General features: G+C 33.7%; 14 protein-coding genes. 5 read left to right on the top strand and 9 right to left on the bottom strand.

The features are described from left to right. Positions 1-20: 20 nt before the first annotated feature. Positions 21-959, bottom strand: a complete 939-nt coding sequence (locus tag ACVCXO_RS13290; protein ID WP_452230074.1) for an alpha/beta fold hydrolase — start codon at positions 957-959, stop codon at positions 21-23. Between the two features lie 131 nt (positions 960-1,090). Here ACVCXO_RS13290 and ACVCXO_RS13295 point away from each other — a divergent pair, with 131 nt between their 5' ends. After that, positions 1,091-1,228 carry a hypothetical protein gene (locus ACVCXO_RS13295; RefSeq protein ID WP_452230075.1) on the top strand — a complete coding sequence of 46 codons (138 nt, stop codon included), beginning with the start codon at positions 1,091-1,093 and terminating at the stop codon, positions 1,226-1,228. A gap of 14 nt (positions 1,229-1,242) precedes the next feature. Here ACVCXO_RS13295 and ACVCXO_RS13300 read toward each other — a convergent pair whose 3' ends face one another. Then, entirely contained in the window at positions 1,243-2,355 is a 1,113-nt protein-coding gene (locus ACVCXO_RS13300; RefSeq protein ID WP_452230076.1) for a T9SS type A sorting domain-containing protein, read from the bottom strand. A gap of 246 nt (positions 2,356-2,601) precedes the next feature. Here ACVCXO_RS13300 and ACVCXO_RS13305 point away from each other — a divergent pair, with 246 nt between their 5' ends. From ACVCXO_RS13305 to ACVCXO_RS13315, 3 genes are all read left to right on the top strand, one after another. Then, on the top strand, positions 2,602-3,330 hold the full coding sequence (locus ACVCXO_RS13305) for a hypothetical protein (RefSeq protein ID WP_452230077.1): 729 nt from the start codon (positions 2,602-2,604) through the stop codon (positions 3,328-3,330). Positions 3,331-3,449: 119 nt separating this feature from the next. Next, positions 3,450-5,618, top strand: a complete 2,169-nt coding sequence (locus ACVCXO_RS13310) for an endonuclease MutS2 (RefSeq protein ID WP_452230078.1) — start codon at positions 3,450-3,452, stop codon at positions 5,616-5,618. 118 nt (positions 5,619-5,736) lie between these two features. Further along, on the top strand, positions 5,737-6,153 hold the full coding sequence (locus ACVCXO_RS13315; RefSeq protein WP_452230079.1) for a thiol-disulfide oxidoreductase DCC family protein: 417 nt from the start codon (positions 5,737-5,739) through the stop codon (positions 6,151-6,153). A 4-nt stretch (positions 6,154-6,157) separates the two neighbouring features. On the opposite strand, the gene ACVCXO_RS13320 is transcribed toward ACVCXO_RS13315, so the two are convergent. The 7 genes from ACVCXO_RS13320 to aroC all read right to left on the bottom strand — a co-directional run bounded on the left by ACVCXO_RS13320 (position 6,158) and on the right by aroC (position 11,770). Further along, complete coding sequence (locus ACVCXO_RS13320; RefSeq protein WP_452230080.1) at positions 6,158-6,532, bottom strand: hypothetical protein; 375 nt, start codon at positions 6,530-6,532, stop codon at positions 6,158-6,160. Positions 6,533-6,559: 27 nt separating this feature from the next. Continuing rightward, positions 6,560-6,826, bottom strand: coding sequence for a hypothetical protein (locus ACVCXO_RS13325; protein ID WP_452230081.1), 267 nt, complete (start codon positions 6,824-6,826; stop codon positions 6,560-6,562). A 333-nt stretch (positions 6,827-7,159) separates the two neighbouring features. Then, positions 7,160-8,323: a sulfurtransferase gene (locus ACVCXO_RS13330; protein ID WP_452230082.1), complete on the bottom strand. Its 1,164-nt coding sequence runs from the start codon at positions 8,321-8,323 to the stop codon at positions 7,160-7,162. A 6-nt stretch (positions 8,324-8,329) separates the two neighbouring features. Continuing rightward, positions 8,330-8,599, bottom strand: a complete 270-nt coding sequence (locus tag ACVCXO_RS13335) for a hypothetical protein (protein ID WP_452230083.1) — start codon at positions 8,597-8,599, stop codon at positions 8,330-8,332. A gap of 133 nt (positions 8,600-8,732) precedes the next feature. Beyond that, positions 8,733-10,055: a dicarboxylate/amino acid:cation symporter gene (locus tag ACVCXO_RS13340; protein ID WP_452230084.1), complete on the bottom strand. Its 1,323-nt coding sequence runs from the start codon at positions 10,053-10,055 to the stop codon at positions 8,733-8,735. 37 nt (positions 10,056-10,092) lie between these two features. Continuing rightward, on the bottom strand, positions 10,093-10,662 hold the full coding sequence (locus ACVCXO_RS13345) for a hypothetical protein (protein ID WP_452230085.1): 570 nt from the start codon (positions 10,660-10,662) through the stop codon (positions 10,093-10,095). A gap of 49 nt (positions 10,663-10,711) precedes the next feature. Then, positions 10,712-11,770, bottom strand: coding sequence for a chorismate synthase (gene aroC / locus ACVCXO_RS13350; protein ID WP_452230086.1), 1,059 nt, complete (start codon positions 11,768-11,770; stop codon positions 10,712-10,714). Positions 11,771-11,939: 169 nt separating this feature from the next. On the opposite strand from aroC, the gene ACVCXO_RS13355 reads away from it, so the two are divergent. Further along, positions 11,940-12,821 (top strand): hypothetical protein, encoded by an 882-nt coding sequence (locus ACVCXO_RS13355; RefSeq protein ID WP_452230087.1) that lies wholly within the window; start codon positions 11,940-11,942, stop codon positions 12,819-12,821.

Genomic DNA, 12,821 nt, shown 5'->3' on the forward strand with positions numbered 1-12,821 from the left:
AAAAACAATTCCCTTCTTCCCTACTCCAAAAACCCCAACATCTTTTCATTCACTACTTCCGCTTGATCGATAGATAAGAAATGTCCTGCATTATGAATAACTTCCCCTTTTCCTTTAGGTAGCATTTTTGCAATTTCTATGGTTCTTCTTTCATTAATCATATCGTCATCCCCAATTAAAACCAACACCGGCATTTGTAATGATTTTAGCACGTCATTAGAAAACGGTTGCATACTAGACATAAATTGATTTACCGAGTCTTTTTCGGTAGCGATATAATATTGCTCCAAATAGGCATCGCTAATATTAGCAACATTACTAGACATACTTTCTAGGCTTTGTGCGATACGTTTTTCTTTAGAAGAAAGTAACGAAGCAACATTTTTAAGTAAATTCATACTTGGTTTAATCCAGGTAAAGGTTTGCGCCGGACTCAATAAAATCATGCTTTTAACACTCTTCTGGTTATCTAAAGCAAGGTTTACCGCTAACCAACCGCCACGAGAAGCGCCAATAAGATGAAAGCTATCTAATTCTAAAACAAACAATATTTCTTGGTACCAATCGATCACTGCATCTACATTTTCCATATCGCTATATACCTGCGACTTTCCTGCTTCTAAAAGAAAATCGATAGCATACACACGATGATTACTGCTAAGTGCTTTTATATTTGGGTACCACATCGTAGAACTCGCATTCATACCATGCAATAAAACCACGGATTCCCCATTTTCTGGTCCGCTAACGATTACATGCGCCACACCATGCGTAGTAGGAATGTATAATTCTTCAAAAGCAACATCCCATAACTTTAGGGTTTCGTCATAGGCTTTAAAATAGGCTTTATCCGAAGCACTTGCATTGGTAATATATGCTGGTGTTTTTTTATAGGTATCATATTTGCTACTGCAACCAGTACACAAAACAGAAATAATAAGTACGAATAATATTCTCATAAATAGGAATTCTAAATCCTTGCAAATTTAATACTAAAAAGCGTGAACATGTTGTCAATTTTGTAAATTTGTTATTCTGAAAAATGAATCAATAAGGTTTTTTCGTTTTCACGGAATAGAACATACAGCAAATGGTAAGAGAGCAAGTTTTAGAAGCAATTATTGCAGGATATCGAAATACGATTCAGCAACGTTATCAATATGAAAACATTAAAGACAATTATCAACTTCCAGAATCTATTGATGCCGAAACCGTAGACCAGCTTTGAGATTACTTAAGGATTTAAAGTTTAATAAACTTTTTGGTTGTTTGACGCATACCATCTGAAAGTCTAATCAAGTAAACTCCACTTGGTAATCCTTGTACATCTATTTTATTAGTGCACTTCGTTGCGATCATTTTTTTTCCTAATAAATTGTAAATAGAAATAGTTAATAGCTTTTCATTCCCTTCTATGTTTAGGTAACTATCTGTTGGATTTGGATACACAGATAATGCAAATTCAAAGGAATGGTCTGTTACATGTAAGTTAGAACATTCTGTTTCGTTATTCACGAATGTAGAACTAGCATCTATATCTGTCCAATTTGCAGTGCTCCATACAGCAGAATCCACTAAAATACAGGTTAAATCAGTATTGTTAGTTGTGATAAAATCAGTCAAAGCTGTATTGTTTCCGTTTCTCACATCTAAACTTGTTAATTGATTATTGAAACACCGCAAACGATGTAAGGTAGTATTATTACTCACATCTAAACTGGTAATTTGATTACTGAAACACAACAAATCAGTCAAAGCTGTATTATTGCTCACATCTAAAATTTGTAATTGATTATTGAAACAATGCAATTTAGTCAAAGCAGTATTATTACTCACATCTAAACTGTGTAAATGATTATTGAAACAAATCAAATCAGTCAAAGCTGTATTATTGCTCACATCTAAACTGCGTAATTCATTATTCTCACAATCCAAATAATTCAAAGCAGTATTACTCACATCTAAACTAGATAATTGATTACTTATACAAAACAAAGTGGTCAAAGCTGTATTATTGCTCAAATCTAAACTTGTTAACTGATTATTACTACAAAATAAACGCTCCAAAGCTGTGTTATTGCTCAAATCTAAACTTGTCAATTGATTCCACTGACAATCCAAATAAGTCAAAGCAGTAAAATCTTCTATACCTGTTAAATCTGCAATACTCCACTCCCACACAGTTAGATGTGTTACGCTACTAATATTAACAGTTGGTACTACACCATCAATCGTTGAATTAGTATCAATACCTAAATTTATTAAAGCTTGTTCAAAATTAGCATCTGGTATTTGAGTTGTTTGCGAATACCCAAATATGGAGATAAGAAAAATAAAGAAAGGAATTTTTTTCATAATATAAGAAATAAATTATTGGTTAAATTTAACCTAAACCATTAGTAATTAATATGATATAAGTCATGTGATAATTATTACCTACAAAATGCAACCTCTATTTCTAGGTTTTTACCTATTTACAAATACTCCTAACGATCTAATCCTTTTAATAAAAATGACAAATCAATTTATCTCTTAACATTCCTATTCCCAACCCAATTCCGTAAATTTGTTGTCTCAAAAAAGCATAAAAAACACAAGTAAATGATAAGGAAAAAAGTTTTGGAAGCAATCATTGCAGGGTATAGAAATACCATTGCGGAACGTTATCAATATGAAAACATTAAAGACAATTACCAACTTCCAGAATCTATTGATGCCGAAACCGTAGACCAGCTTCGGGAATATTTTCTGAAGTATATGTATCCCGAATTTTCGAAACGACAAGAGTTAAATAGCGCTTTTAATAGTCTGGAAGAATTTACCAAGCATCCTAAAAAATTAGTCGGTATAGCATTAGATGCTACCAAACTAATTTTTAAATACGGAAGACATCTTCCTAAAATATTAAATACCGGATTAAAAGCCATGCAATCTTTTAAAGCTGCAGATAATTTTGAAAATAATCTGGTGGATGAAGCGATTAAAAACAAGATCGACGGACCTTATAATCCAGAAAAAATAAATGCGCTGATAAAATTATTATCACGAGAAGAAATAGAGAAATTTATTCATACTTCCGAATCTTTATTTGAAGTCTTGCATGATAAAGTGCTTATTAAAAAAATAAAAGGGATTATTGCATATCTTATCCAAATGATGCGCAAAAAGGAAAATATCTATACGCCTAGTCAAATTAACGGACTAGAAATTGGACTAGAAATGCTTACCGAGGGCGATGCGCTTTTTAACCGTTTGTCTTTAGCAGACCAGCAAAACCTAATCGACCTGATTATAGAAGTCGAAAAAGATGCCTTAGCACGTATTTTTTAGAAACCGGTAAAGCGGTAACTAAAATTCGAAGTCTCATGGCAATTCCGTAACTTTGTTATGCTATAAAAAAGATTAATAAAAGAATTGAGGATTTTCCGTCTTCACGGAAAAGAAATTACATGATAAACATTCCAGAAAAAACATTACAAGATTTAGAGTTTTCTACCGTTTTACAACAAGTCAGCGAGCTTTGTGTTACACCTTTAGGAAATGCAAGAGCATTAGAAATCACACCTTTTAAATCTAAAGAAGAATTACAATTAGCCTTGCAATTGGTAGACGAATATCTGTCGTCTTTTCACAATGATAACCGCATACCAAATCATGGTTTTGATACCATTACCAAAGAACTGAAGCTTTTAAGAATTGAAAATACCTTTTTAGAAATTCATAGTCTTAAAAAAATAGTTTCTATTTCTTTAACCTGTAATGAAATTGTAAAATTCCTTAAAAAGTTTCAAGAGTACTATCCCAAACTACATGATTTTGCTTTTTATATTGAAGTGACTACCGAAATTATTGAAAAGGTAGATGCCAATGTAGATCGTTTTGGCGATATTAAAGATGATGCTTCTGCCCTACTTTATGAAATTAGACAAAGCATCAATAAGCTAAAAGGTAAAATTAACGGTAGCTTTTCTTCGGCATTAAACCAATACCACCAATTAGAGTATTTAGATGATATTCGCGAATCGGTAGTAGAAAACAAGCGTGTACTTGCGGTAAAAGCCATGTACAGACGTAAGGTTAAAGGTGCTATTATGGGAAGTAGCAAAACAGGAAGTATTGTTTATATTGAACCAGAAGCAACCTTAAGACATACCAGAGAACTTAATAATTTAGAGTTTGAAGAAGCCGAAGAAATTGTAAGAATCTTAAAAGAACTTACTGGTTTTATTCGTCCGTTTTTACCTTTATTAGAAAAGTACCAGGAGTTTTTAATTGCCATTGATGTGATTGCTGCAAAAGCAAAATATGCACGTTCTATGGATGCCATTCTTCCGGAAATTAACGAAAACAGAACGCTTTTTATACGCGATGCATACCATCCATTATTGCTTTTAAATAATAAGGCTAAGAAAGAAAAAACCTTTCCGCAGACTATAGAATTAAAACAAGACAGCAGAATTATAGTAATTTCTGGTCCTAATGCTGGAGGAAAAAGTATTACGCTAAAAACCGTTGGTTTACTGCAAGTCATGTTGCAAAGCGGGATGCTAATTCCGGTGCATGAACGCAGTTCTGTGTGTTTATTTGATAGAATCTTAAGTGATATTGGCGATAACCAATCCATAGAGAATCATTTAAGTACGTACAGTTACCGACTAAAACAAATGAATTATTTTTTGAAGAAGTGTAATAAAAACACGCTTTTCTTAATTGATGAATTTGGAACCGGTTCCGATCCAGAACTTGGTGGTGCTTTAGCCGAAACTTTTTTGGAAGAGTTTTACCATCGGGAAGCCTTCGGAATTATCACCACACACTACTCCAACTTAAAGCTTTTAGCCAATGAGCTACCTTTTATGGAGAATGCAAATATGCTTTTTGACGAAAAAAGTTTAGAGCCTATTTACAAACTGATTATTGGTAATGCAGGAAGCTCGTTTACTTTTGAAGTAGCACAGAAAAACGGCATTCCTTTTAGTTTAATCAACCGTTCTAAAAAGAAAATAGAACGTGGTAAAGTACGTTTTGATGCTACGATTGCAAAGCTTCAAAAAGAAAGAAGTAAACTAGAAAAAACCGGACAGTCTTTAAAGGAAAACGAAAAGAAGAAACTTGCCGAAGCAGATAAGTTAGAAGAGATTAATGCGAAGGTGCAGAAAAAACTAGAAAACTATCAAGAGTTATACGATAGTAATCAGCGTTTGGTGTATCTAGGAACCAAGGTGAATGACTTGGCTGAAAAGTTTTTCGATAACAAACAGAAAAAGCAATTAATGGCTGAATTGTTTAAACTGGTTCAGATTGAAAATTCGAAACGTAAGAAAGTTACAGTCAAGCAGAAAAAAGCGATTAAACATAAAGAGACACAGGTCAAACAAGAAGTAGAAAAGAAAGTAGAAGTCATTCGCGAAAAGAAAAAGGAGGCGAAGAAAAAAGCAATCGTTCCCGACAAACCGAAAGCCATTTTAAAAGTTGGCGATCGCGTGCGCATGGAAGATGGTCGTGCCGTTGGAACTATTGATAAAATAGAAAAAAATAAAGCAGTTGTGAATTACGGTATTTTTACGACTAATGTTAGTGTGAGCATGTTGGAACTTGTGGAAGCGGTGAAGAAGTAGCTGTTGGCTGTTGGCAAAATGAACAATAGCTATGTCATTGCGAGGAGTTTACGACGTGGCAATCTCAAAAAAAGAAAGAATAACTAACAAAAGATTCCTGCCTACGCAGGAAAGAAATATGAACCAATTACCAAAACACAAACAACTAATCCTATTTGATGGTGTTTGCAATCTATGCAACAGCACAGTACAATATGTGATAAAACACGATAAAAACGATGTGTTTCGGTTTGCTGCCTTACAAAGTGATATTGGTCAAACAATCATAACTAAATACAATATCGATACCGAGAAAACAGACTCTATTCTACTCTATTCCAATGAAAATGGATTAAAAGCAAAATCTACTGCTGCATTGTATATTGCAAAGCATCTAGGTTTTCCGAATAATATAATGACTGTGTTTTTGATTGTGCCAACCTTTATAAGAAATGGCGTATATAATTATATTGCCAAAAACAGGTATAAATGGTATGGCAAAAAGGATGCTTGTATGATTCCTACTCCGGAATTGAAAGGTAAGTTTTTAAGCTAATGGCTTAGTCGGTTCTATTAAAAGGGATTTCTGAAATGGCGCTTAAAATAAGTTGTCCTTCTTCATTAAAAGAAAACGGTGTGTTTATCTCTTCGTACATCATTAATTGTAAATTGGTAGCAGAAGAATTCCACTCTAAAGATACTGCATTAGAAATAGCGGTTCCATCATCATGGTTTTCCGAAGTAAATTTAACTCCAGTATTATCCGCAAGAAAAACAAAGCCATTTGCAAAACTACTATTAGAATCCGCACGCTTCCATTCCCCAATTAAGGCATTGGTTTCATCTTGGCTATCGTCTGCATCACTACTACAAGAAAATAAGGTAGAAACAATAGTTAACAGTATAACGAAACTTAATTTTATGGTGCTTTTCATTTTAATAACTTATAGATATATCTCGTATTAGCAAGTTTTAATACCTCGCTTCGTTTTAAAAATTAAGTGTTTTCTACCAGAAAGTGTATTTTCAATAATGTACTTGTACGATTTTTTTCTAGTAATGGTATTCTTATCTACCGTAAAGAATAATTCTGTTTCATTAATCGATGGTACAGAAATACTTTCTATAGTTAGCGGAGTTATATGTAATTCATTTACAATTTCTAATTCTTGTGCAGATGCAGCAAAAATAGATAATGAAAATAAAAAGAGGGAAGTTACTAGTTTCATGAGACCTTTAATTTAATACTATAAATATACTCCTAGTATTTAGTATGCTAAAATATACTCGGTATAGAACGAGTAAATTAGATAAGTAAAAAAATTATGTAAAAAGTATCGATAAACAACAAGCTTATTTCAAGCTACTTAAAATAAAAACGATGGTTTTATTCGTGTTTCTATTGGCCATACACGAATCTGCGCTATGTTTTACAGATACGCAAAAGGCTTTATTTGTTAGAGATTCTATAGAATTTAAATAGGACAAAGCGATTTTTATGGTTAGCAAAAGCTTTCCTATACTATTAGAAATTATTGGTGCTACCGAAAGTTTTCACATCGCTAAACATGTAATAGTTTGCTTAAACTTCTGTACATGGTACGTTCGTAAACATCAAACTCACCATCGGCAAAAAACATTCTTTTAATTTCTGCTAACAACGTATCTATAGCTTCTCCTGTGAAATGATGTTCTTTTAAACCTGCTTGTATTTTCTCAATACTTTGATAGTCGTTATCTGCATCAAACTCATCATGAATTTTCTGAAAAGTCTGCATATCCACTTTTTCAATGATTAGGTTTCGTTCTTTATTATCTTCCTCAAAATTAGAATTTGCAGCGTATAATAAAGTGTAAGCAACGAGTTCGTTTTTAGTCCAATGCATGGTATTTTCTTTTGTAATTAAGGATCCGTATTCTGTCCATGAACCATCATAAACAGCAATATTTTTATAGCCAAGTATATCTGCTCCAAGTGCTAAAACACAAGCCGTAATACCAGAACCACAAGAAAAAACAACGTTTTCCTTTTTGTTGGTAGCTTGATTAAAAACCGCTTGTAATTCTTCTTTGGATACTAGCTTCTTATTTTCTAGTACATCCTGAAACGGAAGATTTATGGAGTTTGGTATCGTTCCACTTCGCAGTCCTTCTCTAGGTTCGGCAATGCTCCCATTAAACCTTCCTGCAGATCTTGCGTCTAAAATAGTATAGTTTTCGTCTTCTTGAATTTTTAAGATGTCTTCAAAAAATAACATATAACCAGATTGTCGTTTTGCTTCAAAATTCCCTGGCACTACTTCGTGTACTTGTTTTGTTTCTATTGGTAATTCGTTTGCCTTCCATTCTGGAAATCCGCCATTTAAAACCGCTACATTTTCATAACCAAAAGCTTTAAATAACCACCAAACTCTGGCGCTAGAGTAAATTCCTTTTTCGTCGTAAACAACAATTGCTGCATCTTTGTTAATACCTAATGCTTGCGCGGAAGCTGTAAATTGTGCTTCGGAAGGAAATGCGCTAGGAAAAGCATCTTCTACATTACTAAACTTCTTTTTTATATCGAAAAATCGCGTATTTGGTATTTGTACTTCCTCCGGAAAAACAGAAACACCATCCACACTTTTTGGAATGGTAGCATTTAAAATGACAAGATTAGTTGCAGCTCGGTTTTTATATAACCAGCCTACGGAAACTACAGGTTTTGAAATAGAAATATGCACCATAATTATTTAAATACTAAAAATAAATTCAAATTTATAAAGCTTCTTCTTTGATGTTCTTTTAAATAGCAGGAGATCTTCCATGCTCTTGACGCTCTCCAAAATAGCAGGAGATCCTTTCATGCTCTTGACGCTCTCCAAAATAACAGGAGATCCTTCCATGCTCTTGACGCTCTCCAAAATAGCAGGAGATCCTTCACTTACTTTGATGATCTCATAAATAGCAAGAGATCCTTCACTTACTTTAATGATCTCATAAATAGCAAGAGATCCTTTCATGCTCTTGACGCTCTCCAAAATAGCAGGAGACCCTTCACTTACTTTGATGATCTCATAAATAGCAAGAGATCCTTCGTTCCTCAGGATAAGCGATTCACAACATTTTTTTTAAATAAAAAAATGTGTTCTCTGCTTACTTAACAGCATCATAATTATCATCCCATTCTTTTGGTTTCGGATGGTCATGAAGCTTTCCTAAAGATTTAGCAACAATCATGGAAACCGTAGCATCTCCAGTTACATTAACAACGGTTCTACACATATCTAAAGGTCTGTCTACTGCAAAAATTAAGGCCAATCCAATAGGTAATAATTCCGCTGGGAAACCTATAGATTCTAGAACGATAACTAACATTACCATTCCTGCACTTGGTACAGCAGCACTTCCAATAGAAGCTAATAATGCCGTTGCAATAATTACTAATTGGTTGGTAAATGTTAATCCTTCTGGCCAAATTACCTGCATAATAAATACCGCAGCAATTCCTTGATATAAACTCGTTCCATCCATATTTACCGTCGCTCCAACGGGCAATACAAAACCAGAAACTTCTTTATCTACACCTAAATGCTCTTCGACACGTTCCATAGTTACTGGTAAAGTAGCAGCACTCGAACTGGTAGAAAATGCTAATAATTGCGCAGGAGAAATTTCTTTTAAAAACCATAGTGGCGATTTCTTTACCACAAACTTTATGAGCACTAAATAGAAACCAATCATTAAGGCTAAACCTAACACTACACATCCGGCATAGTTTAATAGTTTTATAAGGATTTCGGTATCATCAAAGGCTATAATTACATTTGCCATTAATGCGAATACGGCATATGGCGCAAATAACATAATTAAATCGACCATTTTCATTACGACTTCATTGAGCGAGTCGAAGAAATTTATTAACGGTTTTGCTTTCTCCTCTGCGATTAGTAATAAGCAAATACCAACAAACAAAGCAAAGAAAATAACTTGAAGCATTTTTGCTTCTCCTAAAGAAACGAATATATTACTTGGAAAAATATCTACTAAAGATTGTAATGGACCAGCATCATTTTGCGCTGTTGCTTTGGCTAATTTATCGGTAACACCAGCATCATTTTCATATTTCATTTTAATTTTAGCAATTGTATCTTGAGACATTCCCGCTCCCGGTTTCACGGTATTTACAATCGTTAATCCTATAATGATAGCAATTAGCGTGGTACCAATATAAATAGCAATGGTTCGTAATCCCATCGATTTAATTTTAGAAATATCTTTTAAATCGGAAATCCCTTTAATTAACGAAGCTAGAATTAACGGAACAGCAATTAGCTTTAAAAGGTTAATAAAGATTTTACCAAAAGGTGCAATCCAATCGGAAACAAAATCTTTACCATCATACATATTCATTATGAATCCGAAAATGATACCCAATATCATTCCTATTATTATTTTCCAGTGTAGTGCTAATTTCATGTTATTTGTTTTTCATTTCCGTTAGGCGGAAACTTCGTTAGTTCGTTTTTCTTCCTATTGTTTTATGTCTCCAAACCTCATAAAGATAACAACCTGCATGCTGTTCTTCTGGATTATTAATGGGTAACTCTTTCTGTATTCTTTTCACTTTATCATATTCAGAAATTAGTCCGTACGCATTTAAATCGTTTGGCAGAAACGTTTCATCAAAACCACCACTATTAGTCAAAGCACTTGTGTCTCCTCCTATTTCGATTAAATCATACCCTATAAAATCATAGGTTGCACTTAAATCTGCTTTTTCTTTTTCCGGTTCTTTAATTATAGCTAGCAAATTAAAAAAGGGAATATCTTTCACATTATTCAACACATAATCTAAGGAATTAAAATAGAACATGAGCATTCCGTTATGAGATATAATAAAATCCCATACTTCGGGAGCATCCAAATCCAATACAAATGCTAACCGATTCAAATTACCATCCAAAGAAACCAATTCTTTGACATGAAATAATTCGGTCCAATCGATATATTCTTTCCAGCTAAATCCATCGGTATTATCTGAATCATACGTTTTTAGGGCAGTATAGTAAATTTCAGATTTCATCGGAATACAAATAATAAATTTATGAGATTCCTACTTTCGTAGGAATTTGTTAGTACATTTTATTCAGCAAATAATAATCTGCTAAGACTAATGCTGCCATTGCTTCCACAATAGGAATAGCACGAGGTACCACACAAGGATCATGTCTTCCTTTTCCTTGCATCTCTACCGTTTCTCCTTTGTTATTTATGGTTTCTTGTTTTTGCATAATAGTGGCAACAGGTTTAAAAGCCACACGAAAATAAATATCCATTCCGTTACTTATTCCGCCTTGAATACCTCCAGAAAGGTTTGTTTTCGTACTTCCATCTGGATTAAAAGAATCATTGTGTTCGCTACCTTTCATTTTAGCACCACAGAATCCACTTCCATATTCAAAGCCTTTTACCGCATTTATAGAAAGCATCGCTTTACCAAGTTCTGCATGTAATCTATCAAAAACAGGTTCGCCTAAACCTACAGGAACATTTTGTAAAACGCAAGTTACGGTTCCGCCAATAGTGTCTCCTTCTTTTCTTATTTCTTTAATTCTAGCAATCATTTTCTCTGCAATTGCTTCATCTGGACAACGTACTATATTGCTTTCCGTTTTAGAAAAATCTAAATCTTGATATGGTTTATCTATAAAAATCTCTCCAACCGAAGAGGTAAATGCATTAATTTTAACATTACTTAGCACTTGTTTTGCAATTGCTCCTGCAACTACTCTACAAGCGGTTTCCCTTGCAGAACTGCGTCCGCCACCTCTATAATCCCGAACGCCATACTTTTGATCGTAGGTATAATCGGCATGACTAGGACGGTACACATCTTTAATATGGGTATAATCTTTCGATTTCTGATTGGCATTTTTTATGATAAAACCAATTGGCGTTCCTGTGGTTTGTCCTTCAAAAATACCTGAAAGAAACTCTACCGTATCTGGTTCTTTACGTTGTGTTACAATCTCGGACTGCCCTGGTTTTCTTCGGTTTAATTCGTTCTGAATAGCTTCCAAATCTAATTGCAATCCCGAAGGGCAACCATCAATTACACCACCAATTGCAATTCCGTGTGATTCACCAAAAGTGGTTACTTTAAATACATTTCCAAAAGAATTTCCAGCCATTATTATATTGCTAATAGTTATTTGTGCTAATGTAAATCTATTATTAGAGAAATAAAAAAATTAATTCTACCAATATTTTTAATGCCTTAAGATTCAAAATATTATCTAAATATTAGTTTGGACTAAAATAATTTAAGCTTATTTTTGTCGCTTAAAAAAATTGATTAATATGAAAAATGTAAAAACACTTTTATTATTTGCTTCTGTTTTACTTATGGCAGCTTGCAGTAGTGACGATTCACCTTCAACTCCAAAGTCTACTTTAACAGTAAATCTTAATGGTATACAACCACTAGATGGCGATTTAACATATGAAGGTTGGATTATGGTAGACGGATTACCTGTTTCTACAGGAAGGTTTAACACAACCTCTGCATCTACCTCTAAAAGTTTTAGAATAGCAACTGCAGATTTAGACATAGCAACTGCTTTTATTCTATCTATTGAGCCAACTCAAAATGATGATCCAGCGCCTTCAAATACTAAAATATTGAGCGGTAATTTTGTTGCTAATGCAGCAACATTAAGCATTACTTCTATGGTTGGTAATTTTGTAGATTCTGCAAATCCTTTTTCTGGATCTTTTGTAAAAGCGACTCCTACAGATAATACGGGAGGAATTGATAATGGTAATAACGACTTTGGTATTTGGTTTATTCAAAACCCAACAACTGCGGGTTTAATTAATTTACCAACCTTAGCAACTGGATGGAAATATGAAGGTTGGGTAGTGTTTAATACTGGAGCAACTCCGGTTACTACAGGAAAATTCACCATGGCTTCTGGTGTAGATAGCGCTTCTCCATATAGTGGAAACGAGCCTGCTCCTTTATTTCCAGGTGAAGATTTTTTATCTAACTTACCTGCTGGTGTAGATGGAAACATTAATGGCTTACCTGTTGTTATTTCTATTGAACCAGATCTTTCAGCAGATGCAACTACGCCATTTTTCTTAAAACCAATCAGTGGTACTGAAGGGATTAACTCGAATGTATTAAGCATTACAACCAATATAAATGCACTTATTAGTGGTACTGCACAAATAAACTAA

The organism is Lacinutrix sp. MEBiC02404 (assembly GCF_053601575.1).